We start from the raw sequence: 17,998 nt of genomic DNA on the forward strand, positions 1-17,998 counted from the left end.
GGGCGCCGGTCAGAAGTTGGCCGGGGTGTTGGCGCTGATGATTTCCGCTTCGTCCGGGCCGATGTTCTTGAAGCTGTGCGGCAGCGTGGTGGGGATGTAGTAACCATCGCCGGAGTTGAGGACGCTCACCTGGCCATCGACCCACAGTTCGATGGTGCCCCGGGTGACCAGGCCGCATTCTTCGCCTTCGGAATGCACGATCGGCTCGCCGGAGTCGGCGCCGGGCGCATAGAGCTCGCGCAGCATGCGCATCTGCCGGCCTTCGACGCTGGCGCCGACCAGCAGCATGCGCAGGCCGTTGCGGCCCAGGTCGGGCTGCTCGCCCGCACGGAACACGTAGCGCTCTTCCCGCACCGGCTCGTCGAAGGCGAAGAACTCGGCCAGGGTCATGGGGATCCCTTCGAGCAGTTTCTTCAGGGAACTGACCGAGGGGCTGACGCGGTTCTGCTCGATCTGCGAGATCGTCGAGTTGGTCAGGCCGCTGCGGCGGGCCAGTTCCCGTTGGGAGAGGTTGTTGCGTTCACGCACCAGTTTGAGTCGTGTCCCCGTGTCCATAGCCGCCTTGTAGTAAGAGGTGTCAAAAATAATGGGCGACGCATTAAAACACACTCTGGGCGGCAACGCGCTGTGCTTGTCAGCGGCGTTGCGCGCCGGGCATCGGCCACAGGCCGACCAGCAGCAACAGGGCCGCCACCGCCAGGAACGGCAGGCGCGGGTCGAGCGCATAGACCAGGGTACCGGCCAGGGGCCCGACTACCGCGCCCATGCCCTGGGCGGCGCCGACCGAACCTGCGGTAGCGCCCTGTTCCGAGGCCTGCATGGCATTGGCCGCCAACGCCGAGAAGGCCGGGAAGACGAAGCCCATGCCGGCCGCGGCGACGAAGAACGAGGCCCACAGCCAGGGGGCGCTGAGGGCCAGGGCGGCGCAGGCGAAGCCCAGGGCCGACACGCTGGCGCCAACCCGGATCATCTTCAGCGGTGGCCACTGCAACCGACGCAGCAGCACCTGCGCCAGGATCAGCGCCACGCCGACCGTGGTCAGGGCGATGCCGGCGACCTGGGCCGCCTCGGCCGAGCCCAGTTGCAGGCGGTCGAGAGCGAAGAACCCCACGGTGATCTGCACCACCGTCACGCTGAGCATGGCGCTGAAGGCCACCAGCAGCGGGCGGCGCAGGCGCGGGTCGGCCAGGCGCACCGGGCTGGGGGCATGGCGCTGGGGCAGGGGTTGCGGCTTGAGCTTGAACAGCAGCACGAGGAAGGCAGTCGCCGGCAGCAGCGACATGATATAGAACGGCAGGCTCAGGCTATGGCGTGCCAGCAGCGCCGCCAGGGCCGGCCCCATCACCAGGCCGACGGCGTTGGCCGCGCCCAGCGACGCCATGGCCCCGGCACGCCGTTGCGGCTCGACATGATCGGCGATCAGTGCGTTGCAGCCCACCGGCAGGGCCGCGTAGAACGCGCCGATCAGCCCGCGTGCCAGCATCAGGCCGAGAAAGGCCAGGGTGGCACCCGGCAACCAGCGCAGCGCGCCATCGATGAACAGGCACAGCCCCCAGTAGGCCAGGGCGAAGCCTGCGCTGCCCAGCAGCAACACCCGTCGCCGCCCATGACGGTCGGCGGCGCGCCCCCACGGCCGTGCCAGCACGACCCAGACCACGCCGGCCACGGTCACCGCCGCACCGGCCTGCCAGGTGGCCATGCCCAGCAGCCGGGCGATCGGGCCGATCAGCGAGACGAACGCCATCATCGACATGGTGCAAGCCATGTTGACCAACAACAACGGCCGCATGTCCAGGGTCGAGGTGGCGGGCGGGGGTGCAGTGTCCTTTGCAGCATTCATGGGGGGAGTCCGGTGCGATGGGGGGAGCGGCAAGCGCCAAGCCGCAAGTAAAGCGGTGCGGTGCTCACGTTCTCTTGCCGCTTGTAGCTTGCAGCTTGCCGCTTGAGTCAGTGCAATTCCAGCCAGATAGGCGCATGGTCGGAGGGCTTTTCCATGCCCCGCAGGTCGTAGTCCACGCCCGCTGCCTTGAGTCGCGGCACCAGGCCATGGGAGGCCATGATCAGGTCGATGCGCAGGCCGCGCTTGGGCTCGTCCTCGAAGCCGCGGCTGCGGTAGTCGAACCAGCTGAAGCGGTCGTCCACCTCCGGGTGCAGGTGGCGGAAACTGTCGACCAGGCCCCAGTTCTTGAGGCGCTCCATCCACTCCCGCTCCTCGGGCAAGAAGCTGCACTTGCCGGTCCTGAGCCAGCGCTTGGCATTGTCCGGGCCGATGCCGATGTCGCAGTCCTGGGGCGAGATGTTCATGTCGCCCATCACCAGCAACGGTTGGTCACTGCGGAACTGACCTTCCAGCAGGCTCTGCAGGTCGCGGTAGAAGCGCTGCTTGGCCGGGAACTTGGTGGGGTGGTCGCGGCTTTCGCCCTGGGGGAAGTAGCCATTCATGACGGTGATGGGCGTGCCGTTGGCGTCGACGAAGGTGCCCCAGATGAAACGCCGCTGGGCATCTTCTTCATCGTCCGCGAAGCCCTTGAACAGCGAAAGCGGCTCCCGGCGCGAGAGCAGGGCGACCCCGTAGTGGCCCTTCTGGCCATGGAAATGCACGTGGTAGCCGAGCGCCTGGATGTCGGCCAGCGGGAACTGATCGTCGCTGACCTTGGTTTCCTGCAGGCCGATCACGTCCGGCTGGTGTTTCTCGATCACCGCCGCCAACTGGTGAGGGCGGGCGCGCAGGCCATTGATGTTGAACGAGACGATCTTCATGGAAAGACAATCCTGGTAAAAGCCTCGGATGCTAGCCGACATCGGCCGTCACCACCAGCATGGCACCCAAGCGCTGGCACTGCTAACGTGCTGGGGGGCTGAACGATGCGTGGAGGATCACCTCCAAGACACTGCATGACCATTCCAGGAGGACTGCCGACGATGCCCGACGCCACTGCCGCCCCGGCCCGGATCTGCATGCTCGACGATGGCTACAGCAGCGAGGCGCGCTCGCTGCTGTTCCATGCCTATCGCCACGAGCCCACCTTCGCCTATGTGTTCGAGGCCCAGCGCCCGGGCTACGAGCGGCGCCTACGGGCGATGGTGCGCGAGTGGGTGCGCCAGCATTTCTACATGCAACTGCCGGCCATCGGCCTGTTGCTGGACGATCGCCTGGTGGGCCTGGCGCTGATCGTGCCGCCGTACCGCCGCCTGGGCGTGGCCGACAGCTGGAGCTGGCGCCTGCGCATGATCCTCGGTACGGGCCTGCGCTGCACCCGGCGCTACCTCGACTACCAGGCCGCGCTGGCCGCCTGCCTGCCCACGGACCAGGTGCATGTGCTGCCCTTGCTGGGCGTGCACCCGCAGTTCCAGGGGCAGCACTATGGCGAGCAGTTGCTCCAGGCGGTGCACGACTGGTGCGCCGAAGACCCTGACACCCAAGGCGTGATCCTGGATACCGGCAACGCCCACTACCTGGCGTTCTACCAGCGCCAGGGCTACCAGGAGATCGGTGAGATCGCCGTGGGGCCGATCCGCGAGCGGGTGTTCTTCCACCCCAATCCGTCGTCGTCGAGGCCGGCGACGGCGTGACGAAGCCGACAAGCGGCGCACTCGTGGCGCGCCTCTGGTAGCATGCGCCGCATGACGTATTCAGGAAGACTTACCTGGGGCCTGATCCTTTGGGCCGCCAGCAGCGTAGTGTGGGCCCAGAGCGAATTGCTGGTGCGGGTGAAACCGGCCAACAAGGCCCTGAAGGCCAATGTGGAAGGCTATATCGGCAGCCTCGGGGACCGCGACGAAGAGGCCTTGCTGCGCTTTAGCCGCGGCGCCCAGGAGCAGGCGCGCAAAGCCGCCCAGGCCCTGGGTTACTATCAGGTGCGGATCGCCAGCGAGGTCAAGCCGCCGAGCGAAAAGGACCACCCAGCGCAATTGATCATCCACATCGAGCTGGGTGAGCCGGTGCGCCTGCGCAACGTGACCGTGCGCATCGAAGGGCCGGCCAGCGAGATGAAAGCGTTCCGCATTCCCGACGCCAAGGCCCTGCGCCCGGGCGAACAGCTCAACCATGGTGTCTACGAGGACGCCAAGCGGCTGATCCAGAACCAGGCTTCGCGCTATGGCTTCTTCGAGGGCCGCTTCAGCCGGCAACGCCTGGCCGTCGACCCACGGGCCGGGGTCGCCGACATCGAACTGGTCTACCAGAGCGGTCCTCGCTACCGCCTGGGCGCGGTCACCTTCGGCGGTGACACCCCGCTGGACGACGACCTGCTGCAGCGCATGGTTGCCTTCAAGCCTGGCACGCCCTACGACTCGGAGCTGATCGCCGAACTCAACAATGACCTGCAGTCCAGTGGCTACTTCGAGGGCGTGCGTGTCGACGCGGCGCCGACCGCCGCGGTCGACGAGGTGGTGCCGGTGGATGTCCTGCTTGAGACCCGCAAGCCCCGCACCATGGGGCTGGGCCTGGGTTTCTCGACCGACGTCGGCCCGCGCGGCAAGGCCAACTGGACCCGGCACTGGGTCAACCCCCAGGGCCATAGCTACGGCTGGGAAACCGAACTGTCGGCGCCACGGCAGAACGTCGGCCTGTGGTACGACATCCCCCTCGACCCACCCCTGACCGACAAGCTGCGTTTCGCCGGTGGCTACCAGAACGAAGAGATCGCCGGCACCGATACCCTGAGCAAGCTGCTGACGGTCGGCCCGGAGTGGCACAGCAAGCTGCCCAGCGGCTGGCAACGGGTGATCTCGCTCAAGTACCAGCGCGAGGAATACCGCCTGGGCGACGACTCGGGCTTGAGCAACCTGCTGATGCCTGGGGTGAGCTTCGCCTACCTGCGCAGCGACAACCGTATCGACCCGCACAATGGCTACCGCCTGCAGTTCGACCTGCAGGCCGCCAAGGAAGGGCTGGTCTCGGACACCAACCTGCTGCATGGCAACGTCCTGCTCAAGGGCCTGACCACGCTCGGCCAGCGCCACCGCCTGCTGGGTCGTGTGCAGTTCGGCGGCAGTGCCACCAACGGCTACAAGCACAACATCCCGCCATCGCTGCGCTTCTTCGCCGGCGGCGACCAGAGCGTACGGGGTTACGACTACCAGAGCCTGTCGCCGAAGAACAGCGATGGCGACCGTATCGGCGGCCGCTACCTGGTGGCCGGCAGCGCCGAGTACCAGTACTCGCTGACCGAAAAATGGCGCGTGGCGACGTTCATCGACCAGGGCAACTCGTTCAATACGCTGGAGCTGCCCAGCCTCAAGACCGGCGTCGGTATCGGCGTGCGCTGGGTCTCTCCGGTCGGGCCGTTGCGCCTGGACCTGGCCCGGGCGCTGGACGACGACGGAGGTTTGCGTCTGCACTTTTCCATGGGGCCTGAGCTGTGACGCGTGTTTTCAAATACCTCCTGCTGACCGTGCTGGGCCTGCTGGCCCTGGTCGCGCTGGCGCTTGGCCTGGTGCTCGGTACCCAGGCCGGCAGCGGCTGGGCCCTGAAGCAGGTGCCGGGGCTGGAGGTCACGGGCTTCCAGGGGCGCCTGGGCGGTGGCTGGCAGGCCGAGCGGCTGCTCTGGGCCGACGCTGGCAATCGGGTCGAGGTGCTGGCGCCGCACATGGCCTGGTCGCCGGGGTGCCTGTTGGGGGCCAGGCTGTGCATCGAGCGGCTGCAAGCCGAGCGGGTCGACATGGGTTTCGCCCCCGCTGAGCCAGCGCCGGACAGCGGCCCGTTGCAGTTGCCAGCGCTGCGTCTGCCGCTGGCCATCGAGCTGGGCGAAGTCAAGGTCGGCCAACTGCGCCTCGATGGCAGCGATCTGCTGGGCGACCTGCAACTGGCCGCGCACTGGACGGCCGAAGGCCTGCGCATCGACACCCTGCAACTGCAGCGCGACGAGTTGCACCTGAGCCTGCAAGGCAACCTCCAACCGCAAGGCGACTGGCCGCTGCAACTGGGCGGCACGCTGCAGTTGCCTGCCGTGGATGGCCAGCCCTGGCAACTGGGGCTGAACGCCAAGGGCGACTTGCAGAAGACCCTCGACCTCGAGGCCACCAGCAGCGGTTATCTCGACGCGCACCTGAGCGGCGCGCTGCAGCCACTGGCCGAGCACTTGCCCGCGATGTTGAGCATTCGTGCCGATGCCTTCAAACCCTCCGCGTCGCTGCCCGACACCTTGCAGTTGAACCAGCTTCGCCTCGATGCCAAGGGCGACTTGCTCGAGGGCTACCAGCTGTCCGGTTCGGCCAGCTTGCCGGCCGAGCAGGGGCCGATCGGCCTGGTCCTGGCGGGGCGGGTGGATGCCAAGGGCGCCAGGCTCGATGCCCTCGACCTCAATGCCGACGACCAGCAGCGGGTCAAGCTGCAGGCCAGTGCCGATTGGCAGCAGGGGCTGGCGGCCGACGCGAAGGTCGACTGGCTGGACTTCCCCTGGTTGCGCCTCTACCCCCTGGAGGAGGCGCCGCAGGTCACCCTCAAGCGCTTCAACGCCCAGGTGCAGTACCGCGACGGCAACTACCAGGGCACCTTCGCCGGCGACCTCGATGGTCCGGCGGGCGCCTTCAGCCTGGCCAGCCCCTTCGAGGGTGACTTGACCCAAGTGCGCCTGCCGCAGCTGGCCCTGAATGCCGGGCAGGGCAAGGCCACCGGCATGCTCGCGCTGCGCTTCGCCGATACCCTGGCCTGGGATGTCGACTTGCAGTTGTCGGCCCTCGACCCGGCCTACTGGGTCGCGGAGCTGCCGGGCACCCTGGCCGGCCCATTGCGCAGCCAGGGGGAAATGAAGAACGAGCGCTTGCAGTTGCAGGCGCAACTCGACCTCAAGGGGCGCCTGCGTGGCCAGCCGGCACTGCTCAAGGTCGAGGCCGAGGGCGCCGGTGAGCACTGGACCCTGGGCAGCCTGGCGGTGCAACTGGGCGATAACCGCATCAATGGCAGCGGCAGCCTGCAGCAGCGTCTGGCCGGGCGCATCGATCTCGACCTGCCGCGCCTGGGCCAGCTGTGGCCGCAGTTGCACGGCCAGGTCAAGGGGCGGCTGGACCTGGCCGGTACCCTGGCGGCGCCACAAGGCAGCCTGACCCTGCAGGGTCAGCGGCTGGGCCAGGCCGACAACCGCATCCAGCGCCTGGCCCTGGACGCCCGCCTGGACAATGCCCAGCGTGGGCTGGTCACGCTCAAGGCAGGCGACATCCGCCTGGGTGACACGGCGCTGGGCAACCTGGACGTCGAAGGCAAGGGCGACATCCGTCAGCAGGCGGCCACCGTGGGCCTCGATGGGCCACAACTCAAGCTCGACCTGGCCGCGGACGGCCAGTTGGCCAAAGGGGACTGGCACGGCCGCCTGGCCAGCGGGCGAATCCAGGCCGGCGGCCAGGACTGGCGCTTGCAGGCCCCGGCGCGGGTGCAGCGCCTGGCCAACGGCCAGTTGGACCTGGGTGCCCATTGCTGGCGCGCCGGCCAAGCCAGCCTGTGCGGCGAAGACCAGCGCCTGGCGCCGGAGCCGCGCCTGCGCTTTCACCTCAAGCAGTTCCCGCTGGACAGCCTGGCCCAGTGGTTGCCGAAGGATTTCGCCTGGCAGGGCCTGCTCGGCGCCGACATCAATCTGGACATACCCGCCAGCGGGCCCAAGGGCAGCGTCCACGTCGACGCCAGCGGCGGCACCCTGCGGGTACGCGACAACGGGCGCTGGATCGATTTCCCGTACCAGGTGCTGCGCCTGGACAGCACGCTCGATCCGCGGCGCATCGATACCCGCCTGGATTTTCGTGGCGAGCGCCTGGGCGAGCTGAACCTGACGACCCGGCTCGATCCACTGGGCAAGGACAAGCCGCTGTCCGGCGACTTCCGTCTCACCGGGCTGGACTTGTCGATCGCCCGGCCGTTCGTGCCGATGGTCGAGCGCCTGGTCGGCCAGCTCAATGGCAGTGGTCGGTTGTCCGGTACCTTGCTGGCGCCCCAGGTCAATGGCAGCCTGGCCTTGACCGGGGGCGAGGTGAGCGGCGCGCAGCTGCCGGTCAGCCTGCAGGACCTGTCGCTACAGGCGTTGATCGCCGGCGAGCAGGTGCAGTTGAAAGGCAACTGGCGCAGCGGCCAGGCCGGGCGTGGCCAGCTCGACGGCAACCTGACCTGGGGGCAGGCCCTGGGCGTGGACCTGCGCCTGCAAGGCCAGCAGTTGCCGGTCAACGTCGAGCCCTATGCGGCGCTGGAAGTGGCGCCGGACCTGACCATCCGCCTGGTCGACGAAAGGCTGGCAGTGACTGGCAAGGTGCACGTGCCCAAGGGCGAGATCACTGTGCGCGAGTTACCGCCGTCGACGGTCAAGGTGTCCGACGACGCGGTGATCGTCGGTCGCCAGACCGAAGAGGGCAAGCCGCCCATGGCGGTGGCCATGGATATCGATGTCGAGGTCGGCCAGGACAAGCTGTCGTTCACAGGCTTCGGCCTGACGGCCAACCTGCTGGGCCACGTGCACATTGGCGACAACCTCGATACCCGGGGCGAGCTGCGCCTGGCCGACGGCCGCTACCGGGCCTATGGCCAGCGCCTGACCATTCGCCGCGCACGCCTGCTGTTCGCCGGCCCCATCGACCAACCCTACCTGGACATCGAAGCGATCCGCCGGGTCGACGATGTGATCGCCGGCATCCGCCTGAGCGGCAGCGCCGAGCAACCCACCAGCCAGGTGTTCTCCGAGCCGGCCATGAGCCAGGAGCAGGCCCTGTCGTACCTGGTACTCGGCCGGCCACTGGGCGCCTCCGGCGAAGACAGCAACATGCTCGCCGAGGCGGCCCTCGGCCTGGGCCTGGCCGGTAGCGCCGGGCTCACCGGCAGCCTGGCCTCGAGCCTGGGTATCGATGATTTCCAACTCGACACCGAGGGTTCGGGGACCAGCACCAGCGTGGTGGCCAGCGGCAACCTGACCGAGCGGCTGAGCCTGCGTTACGGCGTCGGGGTGTTCGAGCCGGCCAATACCATCGCCCTGCGCTACAAGCTGAGCAAGAAGGTGTACCTGGAGGCAGCCAGCGGGCTGGCCAGCTCGCTGGACATTTTCTACAAGCGGGATTTCTAACGGACCGTGGCGGCGTCGATGAACTCGTTGCGCTGCTCGTCCGTGGCGGCTGGGGCGGGTTGGCGCCGGGGCAGGATGAGGTTGGTGTATTCCTCGATCAGGCGATTGATCGCCTCGGGAGGCTCGCAGGCCTGGAACTGCATGCGGATCTGCACTTCGTCCGGGTCGCGCTGGTCGGTACGCCTGCCACCGGCGCCGACCGTCACCTGGAAGCGAGTGCCGCCAACGGCGCCCGATTCGACGGCGGCACCGGCGTCGAGGCCGTTGACCCGCACCGACAGGTCGACCTGCATGCGCTCCAGGGCCAGGCCACGGGGAGATACCAGGGTGATCAGCGGGATCTGCAAACTGTGTTGGCCGTCCATGGCCACTTCGACCATCTTGGCCTTCATCGGGCTGCCCAATGCGTTCGGGTCGTAGTCGAAGAACTGGTCGAACAGCCTGATGTACTGCTGGGCGACCAAGGTGTTGGTGGCCGCAGCGGCTTCTTGCAGGCCGCGGGTGATGTCGCTCAGGTCGCTCGAAGTCATCGGGGCTTGGCTGGGGATGCTGGATTCCACGCGGTAGGCTCCTCAAGCGCTAAGGGGCTACCCCCGCGGGCAGCGGGGGCAGGGGATGGGTGGAGGGTGGCTTGCTACGCCTGCGCCGGCGGCAGGTTCGGCGCCTTGTCCGCGTTGCTCACCGGTACGGGCTTGATGGCGGCTTCGGTGAGGAAGTCCATGACGCGCTGCAGTGCTTCGGGTGGTTCCTGGCGGCGCACCGTGGTGTTGAAGGCATAGCGTGCGCGGGTGTCGGTCTTGCGCGTCTGCGCCGACTTGTGGCTGACACTGCCTTTGACGTTGAGCTTGAACGGGCCCCAGCCAAGCGAGGCCTCGAGTTCGGCATTGGCCTCGGTGGACTTGCTGCTCTCGGCCATCTGGCTGATGGTCAGCTCGAACTCGACCGTGCCTTGCTCGATGCAGATGTTGGGGTGGGTGATGGCCGCCATCAGCGGGATCTGCATTTTCCGGGCAATGGTGCCCTGGGCCTGGCCCTGCTCGTCGACCACCGTTTCTTCGTAGTTGAATTCGACGGCGCGGGCCTTGCCGTTTTCCACGCAGACCTGCATGAGGAACTCGGCGTAGGACTTGCTGGCTGTCACTTGCGCGTCGATCATCGCCTGCAGCGGGGCGGCAATCATGCTGTCCATCGGCAGGGCATTGAGCACGGAGCCGATGAGGTTGTTGTCGATCGTGGCCATGGGTGGCATTCCTTTTCGTCAAGGGAGATTGAGGTGAGGGTGGGTGGGTGTCATGCCCATCAGCGGGCATGGCTCTCCAGGCGGCGGATGTTGCCGATCTGGCGCAGGCTCAGGCCGTACTTGTTGGCCAAGAGGCTGCGGGACAGGCCGTCGGCGCTTTCCTTCTGGATCTGTTGGTTGCGCAGCTGGCGCAGGAAGTGATCCGCCTTGGGGATCTCCAGTGCCACGCCGGCGAAGCGCTTGATCAACGCTTCCAACGCTTCGGCTGGTAGGACATCGGCGAGTCGGGTGCGCTCGCGGTGCTTGGGGATGTATTTCGGCCGCCCGCCGTAGGCGCAGGTCAGGCGGTAGGCGTTCTCGATGCCGATGCACTCGATCAGCGATTGCAGCGAATGCGGCAACTGGGTGATTTCGATGTGGCTGAGGTCTGGCAATTCCATATGGGCTCCCTCGGGCGTGTGGGGTGGCGCAATGCATGGACATCCGGGATGGCTGTCGGGTACGCCACCGGTGCTGTGGTGGTGTGACTGGATTGTCGAGCAGGGCCTGACAACGTCGCTAGGCGCCATGCGGGCCAAGGCCTGTAGCCCCAGTGAGCATGTCTCGCAGGCAGCGATGGCTGCTCGCGTAGGACATCGCTTCAGCTTTGCCCGGCAGGCCTTGGTTTTCCGTGGTAGCGATTTCCAGGTGGCTCATTGGGTAGTACCACCCTCAGTCACAGGGATAGCTGTCCAGCAACCTGGCCAGGCGCAGGTAGGCCTCGGGCCTGTCGCGCATGCCGTGGGGCACGGCCCGCCAGTCCACGACCAGGCACAGAGCATTGAGTGCCTGGCCATCGCGTCGGCCGATGACCCGCGGATGAAAGTCACGGCGATAGCGCGCCCGAGTCCGTTCGAGGGCCTCGACCTGGTCGGACTGGGCCAGGGTCTCGCGGGCCAGGGTCGGCAACTCCCGGTGCGGCACGCTGAAGTGCAGGCGGGTGGGGTGGTTTGTCAGGTAGCCGGCGGTGCGTACGTTCTGCCACAGCAGTTGCCATTGGCTGGAGCCGGCCTTGTTGGCCAGTGCGCTGCCAAGGGCATGCAGTCGTTCAGGGGGAAGGTGGGTGGTCTCCAGTGCGTGGGCAGGAGAGGGAGCAAGCAGGAGCAGGCCTGCGATCAGCATGGCGTTGAGCATGGGGCCTCCATCAGGGAGTGGTGGTGGGGGCTTCATGCTTTCAGGTGCGGGCAGGTGGGCTCAGCAGGAAATGCCCCGCCTGCGCCTTGCATCGTTGTATCATGGGCGCGGCTCGTCGCGAGCCCTATGTCCCTGATGTCGCAAGGAACCATTGATGACACACATGCAACGCTTGAAGTACTCGATCCTGATCATCCTGGTGATGATGGGCCTGATGGTGGGCCTGAGCTACCTGCAGCGGCAGGGGACGATCAGCGAGCAGACGTTCCAGTACATCGCCATCGCCATCGCGGTCGTCGTGGTGGTGCTCAACGGGATCCTGCGGCGCAAGGTCAAGCGTTGACCTGCACGGGCTGGCCTGCCTTGGCCGGCCATGCGCTCAGCGCGCGGCGGGTTGTTCCAGCACGGCCCTGGCCTGGGGGTTGAGGCTGTAGCACTTGTCGCTGCCGAGGCTGATCACGCCTTCGGCGCACAGCCGTTTGAGCACTTCGCGCACGCTCAGGAACGACAGCGGGATGTCCAGTTGCTCGAGTTGCGCATGAACGCCGCGCACGCCAATGCTGCGGCCATTGCGATCGGCGTTGTGCAGGGCGTCGATGACCTTGAGGCGGATCAGGCTGGTGCGCAGGCCGTAGGTGCGCAGCAGTTCGCGGATCTGCTCGTTGCCGACGCGTTCCGCCGTGCCGGCGAGCTGCCCGGCACTCGCCTTGCCCGGGCTTCGAGCGCTCTGTGGCGAGGGTTGTGGGTTGTACATGTGAATGCTCCTTTTCGTGATCTGTCCCGAAATCATGGGTGCCTCACTTACTAAGACGAATGAGATCGGCAAAACTGCAACCTTTGCCTGAAAAAATTTGCCGCGTCCTTTTCAAGACGTTGCAAAGCCCCGCCAGGCGTAAAATTTTCATCCAGCCATTCGTCTGATCGGGATCACCCTTACAACTCCAGGAGTGCCCGTGACCACACTTTCGCGTCCCATGACCCGTCTTGGCCTGGTGGCCGCGCTGGTTGCCGCCAGCCTGGCCGCACAGGCCCGGGAAACCGCCGGCGATGCCTCGGCGCAGATCCGCCGTACCAGCTTCGGTGTGCCGCACATCCTGGCCAAGGACGAACGCGGCCTGGGCTATGGCATCGGCTATGCCTACGCCCAGGACAACCTTTGCCTGCTGGCCAACGAGGTGCTGACGGTCAACGGTGAGCGCTCCCGCTATTTCGGCGCCAAGGGCAAGACCGTCGAACAGCGCGACAACCTCGATAGCGACCTGTTCTTCACCTGGCTCAACACCCAGGCGGCGACGGAAGACTTCCTCCAGGCCCAGCCGGCCCAGGTGCGTGACCTGCTCGAAGGTTATGCCAGCGGCTACAACCGGGCCCTGGCCGAACGCCGGGCCCAGGGGTTGCCCGGTGAGTGTGGGCAAGGCGACTGGCTGCGGCCGATCACCAGCCTCGACCTTGTCAAGCTGACCCGCCGCCTGCTGGTGGAGGGAGGCGTCGGCCAGTTCGCCGAGGCGCTGGTGGCGGCGGCCCCGCCGAAGCTGGCGGCGCAGCGAGCGGGTGAGGATTTCAGCGTGGCGCTGGCGCGTCAGGCGCAATTCGCCTCGGAACGTGGCAGCAACGCGGTGGCGGTCGGCTCGCAACGCTCGGCCAACGGTCGCGGCCTGTTGCTGGCCAACCCGCATTTCCCGTGGATGGGTGGGCTGCGCTTCTACCAGATGCAACTGACCATTCCCGGTCAGCTGGATGTCATGGGGGCCGCGCTGCCCGGCCTGCCGGTGGTGAACATCGGCTTCAACCAGCATCTGGCCTGGACCCATACGGTCGATACGTCCAAGCACTTCACCCTTTACCGCCTGCAGCTCGACCCCAAGGACCCGACCCGCTACCTGCTCGACGGCAAGTCGCTACCGCTGGCCCGTCAGACCCTGAGCGTGACGGTCAAGGGCGACGATGGCCAACTGAGCCAGGTCGCGCGCCAAGTCTATGCCTCGGCCTTCGGCCCGGTGGTGCAGTGGCCCGGCCGGCTGGACTGGGACAACCGCTACGCCTACAGCCTGCGCGATGCCAACCTGGACAACACCCGGGTATTGCAGCAGTGGTACCGGATCAACCGAGCCGACAGCCTGGCGTCCTTGAAGACGGCCGTAGGGCAGGTGCAGGGCATTCCCTGGGTCAACACCCTGGCCGTCGATGCCGATGGTCAGGCGTTGTACCTGAACCAGTCGGTGGTGCCGTACGTCGACCAGGCGCTGCTCGCCCACTGCAGCGACCCCGCCGCGCCCGGGCCGCTGGTGGTGCTGGACGGTTCGCGCAGCGCCTGCCAGTGGAAGGTCGACGACGAAGCCGCCCAACCCGGGATCTTCCCGGCGCGGCTGTTGCCGAGCCTGGAGCGTCGAGATTTCGTGCAGAACTCCAACGACCCGGCGCGAATGACCAACCCGGCGCAGCCGCTGACCGGGTTCTCGCCGCTGGTCAGCCGTGACGACCAGCCCCTGGGCATGCGTGGCCGCTTTGCCCTGCAGCGTCTGCAAGGCCATGGCAAGCTGGGTGTCGCTGACCTGCAGCGCATGGTGCTGGACGACGAGGTCTACCTGGCCAGCCTGCTGCTGCCGGACTTGCTGGAATGGTGCAAATCCACCGGGGCCGACCTGCAAGCCGTGTGCAGCAGCCTGGCGGACTGGAACGGCAAGGCCGACCTGGACAGCGGCATCGGCCTGGTGCATTTCGAGAACATCCTCGGCGCCCTGGCGCAGCACCCGCAGAGCTGGCGCGTGGCCTTCGACCCGGCCGACCCGCAGCATACCCCGCGCGGCCTGGCCGTCGAGCAGGCGGCGGTACGCAAGCTGCTGCGCGAGGCGGCGCTGGCCTCCCAGCAGCAGGTGGCCGAGGCTGGCGTGAGCGCCGACAGCCGCTGGGGCCAGATCCAGCAGGCGGCCGACGGCACGCCCGTGCCGGGCGGGCCACAGGGCCTGGGGGTGTACAACGCCATCTACAGCGTCCCGCGCGGGGCGGGCAAGCGATTGGTGGTCAGCGGTACCAGCTACCTGCAACTGGTCAGCTTCACCGACCAGGGACCGCAAGCCCAGGGCCTGCTGGCGTTCTCCCAGTCCAGCGAGTCCGCTTCGCCGCATGCCGGTGACCAGACCCGCGCCTTCTCGGCCAAGCAACTGGCGCCGATCCCGTTCACCGAGGCGCAGATCAAGGCGGATCCGCAGTATCGGCAGTATGTGATCAGCGAGCGCGACCACAGCGCAGTGGCCAGCAGCGGTCAGTAACCAGGGAGGCGAGGGCGGTCAGGCTGGAATCTATCCACTGTGCCGCCCATTTGGGGCCGCTTAGCGGCCCCGGCATTGGAGCAAGCCTGCGAATGGGGCAGGGCCTGGTCTCAGGGAAACTCGAACGGCGCCAGCTGGAAACCCTGTTCATCCACCTGCAAGGCCCAGCCGCGACGGTCCCAGTCCCCCAGCACGATACGCCGTGCCGGCTCGCCATCGACCACCAGCTTGTGAATCGCTGGCCGGTGGGTGTGGCCATGGACCAGGGTGCGCACGCCATGGGCAGCCATTACCTTCGGCACTTCCTCGGGGGTGACGTCGACGATCTCGGTGTTCTTCATGCGTGTCTGCGTGCGGCTCTCGCTGCGCAGCTTGCGGGCCAGCTTCTGCCGGGTGGCCAGCGGCAGGTGCCGCAGGAGCCACAGGCTCAGCGGGTTGCGCAGGTAGCGGCGTAGTTTCATGTAGCCCAGGTCGCGGGTGCACAGGGTGTCGCCATGCATCAGCAGCACCGGCTCCCCGCCCAGTTCCACCACGCACGGGTCGTCCAGCAGGGTACAGCCGGCCGCCTGGCAGAAGCGCTGGCCGATCAGGAAGTCGCGGTTGCCGTGCATCACGTAGATGGCCGTGCCACTGTCGGAGAGCCGGCGCAAGGCCTGGCAGATCGACTGCTGGAAGGGCGTCATGGCGTCGTCGCCGATCCACACTTCGAAGAAATCGCCCAGGATGTACAAGGCCCTGGCATGGCGCGCACGGCCATCGAGCAGATCAAGAAACGCCCGGGTGATGTCCGGGCGTTCTTCTTGCAGGTGCAGGTCGGAGATCAGCAGGATCACTCAACGATCTCGGCTTTCTCGATGATCACGTCATCTTTCGGCACGTCCTGGTGGCCGGCCTTGGAGCCGGTGGACACACCCTTGATCGCGTCGACGATCTCGCGGCCTTCGATCACCTCGCCGAACACCGCATAGCCCCAGCCCTGCACGTTCTTGCCGCTGTGGTTGAGGAAGTCGTTGTCGGCGACGTTGATGAAGAACTGCGCCGACGCGGAGTGCGGCTCCATGGTACGGGCCATGGCGATGCTGTAGCGCTTGTTCGGCAGGCCGTTGTCGGCTTCGTTCTGGATCGGTGCGCGGGTGGACTTCTGCTTCATGCCCGGTTCGAAACCGCCGCCTTGGATCATGAAGTTGTTGATCACGCGGTGGAACACGGTGCCATTGTAGTGGCCGTCCTTGACGTACTGAACGAAGTTCTCGACGGTTTTCGGTGCCTTCTCGGCGTCCAGTTGCAGGACGATGTCGCCGTGGTTGGTGCTCAGTTTGACTTTGGACATACTGGAATTCGCTCTTTCAAGGCATTCATGAATAGGGTGCGCAGGGCGCGTACTGTCACCTGACGCAGGATCGGGCGACCGCGACACAGGGCGTGCGCCGGCCATTTTGCCCGGCCTGCGATAAATCGCGCCAGTTTGTCGGCGCCCGGCTGTCGGCAGCTTGACTGCTTCGGCTATGATAGGCCCTTTGATTCAATCGGCCTACCCGGGCCGAACACCTGCATTCAAGGAACCTATGAGCAAGCCCACTGCCGACAACGCGCCCAACGCCGCTGCCAAAGGCGCTCCCGCCGTCCCTGCGAACTTCCTGCGGCCGATCATCCAGGCCGACCTGGACTCGGGCAAGCACAGCAGCATCGTCACCCGCTTCCCGCCCGAGCCCAACGGCTACCTGCACATCGGCCATGCCAAGTCGATCTGCGTCAACTTCGGCCTGGCCCAGGAGTTCGGTGGCGTCTGTCACCTGCGTTTCGACGACACCAACCCGGCCAAGGAAGACCAGGAATACATCGACGCCATCCAGCGCGACATCAAGTGGCTGGGCTTCGAGTGGGCAGGCCCGGTGCGCTATGCCTCGGACTACTTCGACCAGTTGCACGACTGGGCGGTGGACTTGATCAAGGCCGGCAAGGCCTATGTCTGCGACCTGACCCCGGAGCAGGCCCGCGCATACCGCGGCAGCCTGACCGAGCCAGGCAAGGACAGCCCGTTCCGTACGCGCAGCGTCGAGCAGAACCTGGACCTGTTCGCGCGCATGAAGGCCGGCGAGTTCAAGGATGGCGAGCGCGTGCTGCGCGCGAAGATCGACATGGCGTCGCCGAACATGAACATGCGCGACCCGATCCTCTACCGCATCCGTCATGCCCACCATCACCAGACCGGTGACAAGTGGTGCATCTACCCCAACTACGACTTCACCCATGGCCAGTCCGACGCCATCGAGGGCATCACCCACTCGATCTGCACCCTCGAGTTCGAAGGCCATCGCCCGCTGTACGACTGGTTCCTGGACAACCTGCCGGTGCCGGCCCATCCGCGCCAGTACGAGTTCAGCCGCCTGAACCTGAACTACACCATCACCTCCAAGCGCAAGCTCAAGCAACTGGTGGACGAGCAGCACGTCGACGGCTGGGACGACCCGCGCATGTCCACGCTCTCGGGCTTCCGTCGCCGCGGCTACACCCCGGCGTCGATCCGCAACTTCTGCGAGATGATCGGCACCAACCGCTCCGACGGGGTGGTCGACATGTCCATGCTCGAGTTCAGCATCCGTGACGACCTCGACCGCACCGCTCCGCGCGCCATGTGCGTGCTGCGCCCGCTGAAGGTGGTCATCACCAACTACCCCGAGGGCCAGGTCGAGCAGCTCGAACTGCCGCGCCATCCCAAGGAAGACATGGGCGTGCGCGTGCTGCCGTTCGCCCGTGAGCTGTACATCGACCGCGACGACTTCATGGAAACGCCGCCCAAGGGCTACAAGCGCCTGGAGCCCAATGGCGAGGTACGCCTGCGCGGCAGCTACGTGATCCGCGCCGACGAGGCGATCAAGGACGCCGACGGCAACGTCGTCGAGCTGCGCTGCTCCTACGACCCGGACACCCTGGGCAAGAACCCCGAGGGCCGCAAGGTCAAGGGCGTGATCCACTGGGTCCCGGCCGAAGGCAGCGTGGAATGCGAGGTGCGCCTGTACGACCGCCTGTTCCGCTCGGCGAACCCGGACAAGACCGAGGAGGGCGGCAGCTTCCTGGACAACATCAACCCCGATTCGCTGCAGGTGCTGACCGGTTGCCGTGCCGAGCCGTCGCTGGCCCAGGCGCAGCCCGAGGACCGTTTCCAGTTCGAGCGCGAAGGCTATTTCTGCGCCGACCTCAAGGACAGCCAGCCGGGTCGTCCGGTGTTCAACCGCACCGTCACCCTGCGTGACTCCTGGGGCAGCTGAGGAACCGCC

At 66.7% G+C, this 17,998-nt stretch carries 16 protein-coding genes; 6 read left to right on the forward strand and 10 right to left on the reverse strand.

Going from position 1 to position 17,998, the window contains the following annotated elements:
* Positions 1-9: 9 nt before the first annotated feature.
* The 3 genes from NJF35_RS14245 to xthA form a co-directional block, all read right to left on the reverse strand.
* Positions 10-555, reverse strand: coding sequence for a cupin domain-containing protein (locus tag NJF35_RS14245; RefSeq protein ID WP_225790045.1), 546 nt, complete (start codon positions 553-555; stop codon positions 10-12).
* A 79-nt stretch (positions 556-634) separates the two neighbouring features.
* Complete coding sequence (locus NJF35_RS14250; RefSeq protein WP_225790046.1) at positions 635-1,840, reverse strand: MFS transporter; 1,206 nt, start codon at positions 1,838-1,840, stop codon at positions 635-637.
* Positions 1,841-1,947: 107 nt separating this feature from the next.
* On the reverse strand, positions 1,948-2,760 hold the full coding sequence (xthA, locus tag NJF35_RS14255) for an exodeoxyribonuclease III (RefSeq protein WP_225790047.1): 813 nt from the start codon (positions 2,758-2,760) through the stop codon (positions 1,948-1,950).
* A 162-nt stretch (positions 2,761-2,922) separates the two neighbouring features.
* On the opposite strand from xthA, the gene NJF35_RS14260 reads away from it, so the two are divergent.
* Genes NJF35_RS14260 through NJF35_RS14270 form a run of 3 tightly spaced genes read left to right on the forward strand, consistent with a single transcriptional unit; the run spans position 2,923 to position 9,038 of the window.
* Positions 2,923-3,573, forward strand: a complete 651-nt coding sequence (locus tag NJF35_RS14260; protein WP_225790048.1) for a GNAT family N-acetyltransferase — start codon at positions 2,923-2,925, stop codon at positions 3,571-3,573.
* Between the two features lie 51 nt (positions 3,574-3,624).
* The gene (locus NJF35_RS14265) at positions 3,625-5,367 is read left to right on the forward strand and encodes an autotransporter assembly complex protein TamA (RefSeq protein ID WP_225790049.1); all 1,743 of its coding nucleotides are present in this window, start codon (positions 3,625-3,627) and stop codon (positions 5,365-5,367) included.
* Positions 5,364-9,038 carry a translocation/assembly module TamB domain-containing protein gene (locus NJF35_RS14270; protein ID WP_225790050.1) on the forward strand — a complete coding sequence of 1,225 codons (3,675 nt, stop codon included), beginning with the start codon at positions 5,364-5,366 and terminating at the stop codon, positions 9,036-9,038. The genes NJF35_RS14265 and NJF35_RS14270 overlap by 4 nt, the downstream gene beginning before the upstream one ends.
* Here NJF35_RS14270 and NJF35_RS14275 read toward each other — a convergent pair.
* From NJF35_RS14275 to NJF35_RS14290, 4 genes are all read right to left on the reverse strand, one after another.
* On the reverse strand, positions 9,035-9,568 hold the full coding sequence (locus tag NJF35_RS14275; protein ID WP_225790131.1) for a DUF2589 domain-containing protein: 534 nt from the start codon (positions 9,566-9,568) through the stop codon (positions 9,035-9,037). The genes NJF35_RS14270 and NJF35_RS14275 overlap by 4 nt on opposite strands.
* 104 nt (positions 9,569-9,672) lie before the next feature.
* Entirely contained in the window at positions 9,673-10,278 is a 606-nt protein-coding gene (locus NJF35_RS14280) for a DUF2589 domain-containing protein (protein WP_225790051.1), read from the reverse strand.
* 59 nt (positions 10,279-10,337) lie between these two features.
* A complete protein-coding gene (locus NJF35_RS14285; protein ID WP_225790052.1) occupies positions 10,338-10,718 on the reverse strand; it encodes a Mor transcription activator family protein in 381 nt (126 codons plus the stop codon).
* A 271-nt stretch (positions 10,719-10,989) separates the two neighbouring features.
* The gene (locus NJF35_RS14290; RefSeq protein ID WP_225790053.1) at positions 10,990-11,451 is read right to left on the reverse strand and encodes a hypothetical protein; all 462 of its coding nucleotides are present in this window, start codon (positions 11,449-11,451) and stop codon (positions 10,990-10,992) included.
* A 154-nt stretch (positions 11,452-11,605) separates the two neighbouring features.
* Here NJF35_RS14290 and NJF35_RS14295 point away from each other — a divergent pair, with 154 nt between their 5' ends.
* Complete coding sequence (locus NJF35_RS14295; RefSeq protein WP_225790054.1) at positions 11,606-11,794, forward strand: hypothetical protein; 189 nt, start codon at positions 11,606-11,608, stop codon at positions 11,792-11,794.
* Positions 11,795-11,830: 36 nt separating this feature from the next.
* Here NJF35_RS14295 and NJF35_RS14300 read toward each other — a convergent pair whose 3' ends face one another.
* Positions 11,831-12,205, reverse strand: a complete 375-nt coding sequence (locus NJF35_RS14300; protein WP_225790055.1) for a fe2+ zn2+ uptake regulation protein — start codon at positions 12,203-12,205, stop codon at positions 11,831-11,833.
* 220 nt (positions 12,206-12,425) lie between these two features.
* Here NJF35_RS14300 and NJF35_RS14305 point away from each other — a divergent pair, with 220 nt between their 5' ends.
* Positions 12,426-14,720, forward strand: coding sequence for an acylase (locus NJF35_RS14305; protein WP_253080106.1), 2,295 nt, complete (start codon positions 12,426-12,428; stop codon positions 14,718-14,720).
* Between the two features lie 110 nt (positions 14,721-14,830).
* Here NJF35_RS14305 and NJF35_RS14310 read toward each other — a convergent pair whose 3' ends face one another.
* Together NJF35_RS14310 and NJF35_RS14315 are read right to left on the reverse strand one after the other, a co-directional pair.
* Positions 14,831-15,553 carry a UDP-2,3-diacylglucosamine diphosphatase gene (locus tag NJF35_RS14310; RefSeq protein ID WP_225790056.1) on the reverse strand — a complete coding sequence of 241 codons (723 nt, stop codon included), beginning with the start codon at positions 15,551-15,553 and terminating at the stop codon, positions 14,831-14,833.
* Positions 15,550-16,050, reverse strand: coding sequence for a peptidylprolyl isomerase (locus tag NJF35_RS14315; protein WP_225790057.1), 501 nt, complete (start codon positions 16,048-16,050; stop codon positions 15,550-15,552). The genes NJF35_RS14310 and NJF35_RS14315 overlap by 4 nt, the downstream gene beginning before the upstream one ends.
* A 235-nt stretch (positions 16,051-16,285) precedes the next feature.
* On the opposite strand from NJF35_RS14315, the gene NJF35_RS14320 reads away from it, so the two are divergent.
* Positions 16,286-17,989: a glutamine--tRNA ligase/YqeY domain fusion protein gene (locus NJF35_RS14320; RefSeq protein WP_225790058.1), complete on the forward strand. Its 1,704-nt coding sequence runs from the start codon at positions 16,286-16,288 to the stop codon at positions 17,987-17,989.
* Positions 17,990-17,998: the final 9 nt, after the last annotated feature.

The sequence above is a fragment of the Pseudomonas guariconensis genome, from assembly GCF_024127895.1.
In the GTDB taxonomy this organism is placed as follows: Bacteria; Pseudomonadota; Gammaproteobacteria; order Pseudomonadales; family Pseudomonadaceae; genus Aquipseudomonas; species Aquipseudomonas guariconensis_B.

Bases quoted from the DNA above. Each gene is read 5' to 3' on its own strand.
- NJF35_RS14245 (WP_225790045.1), bottom strand. From the start codon at position 555: ATGGACACGGGGACACGACTCAAACTGGTGCGTGAACGCAACAACCTC.
- NJF35_RS14250 (WP_225790046.1), bottom strand. From the start codon at position 1,840: ATGAATGCTGCAAAGGACACTGCACCCCCGCCCGCCACCTCGACCCTG.
- xthA (WP_225790047.1), bottom strand. From the start codon at position 2,760: ATGAAGATCGTCTCGTTCAACATCAATGGCCTGCGCGCCCGCCCTCAC.
- NJF35_RS14260 (WP_225790048.1), top strand. From the start codon at position 2,923: ATGCCCGACGCCACTGCCGCCCCGGCCCGGATCTGCATGCTCGACGAT.
- NJF35_RS14265 (WP_225790049.1), top strand. From the start codon at position 3,625: ATGACGTATTCAGGAAGACTTACCTGGGGCCTGATCCTTTGGGCCGCC.
- NJF35_RS14275 (WP_225790131.1), bottom strand. From the start codon at position 9,568: ATGACTTCGAGCGACCTGAGCGACATCACCCGCGGCCTGCAAGAAGCC.
- NJF35_RS14280 (WP_225790051.1), bottom strand. From the start codon at position 10,278: ATGGCCACGATCGACAACAACCTCATCGGCTCCGTGCTCAATGCCCTG.
- NJF35_RS14285 (WP_225790052.1), bottom strand. From the start codon at position 10,718: ATGGAATTGCCAGACCTCAGCCACATCGAAATCACCCAGTTGCCGCAT.
- NJF35_RS14290 (WP_225790053.1), bottom strand. From the start codon at position 11,451: ATGCTCAACGCCATGCTGATCGCAGGCCTGCTCCTGCTTGCTCCCTCT.
- NJF35_RS14295 (WP_225790054.1), top strand. From the start codon at position 11,606: ATGACACACATGCAACGCTTGAAGTACTCGATCCTGATCATCCTGGTG.
- NJF35_RS14300 (WP_225790055.1), bottom strand. From the start codon at position 12,205: ATGTACAACCCACAACCCTCGCCACAGAGCGCTCGAAGCCCGGGCAAG.
- NJF35_RS14305 (WP_253080106.1), top strand. From the start codon at position 12,426: ATGACCCGTCTTGGCCTGGTGGCCGCGCTGGTTGCCGCCAGCCTGGCC.
- NJF35_RS14315 (WP_225790057.1), bottom strand. From the start codon at position 16,050: ATGTCCAAAGTCAAACTGAGCACCAACCACGGCGACATCGTCCTGCAA.
- NJF35_RS14320 (WP_225790058.1), top strand. From the start codon at position 16,286: ATGAGCAAGCCCACTGCCGACAACGCGCCCAACGCCGCTGCCAAAGGC.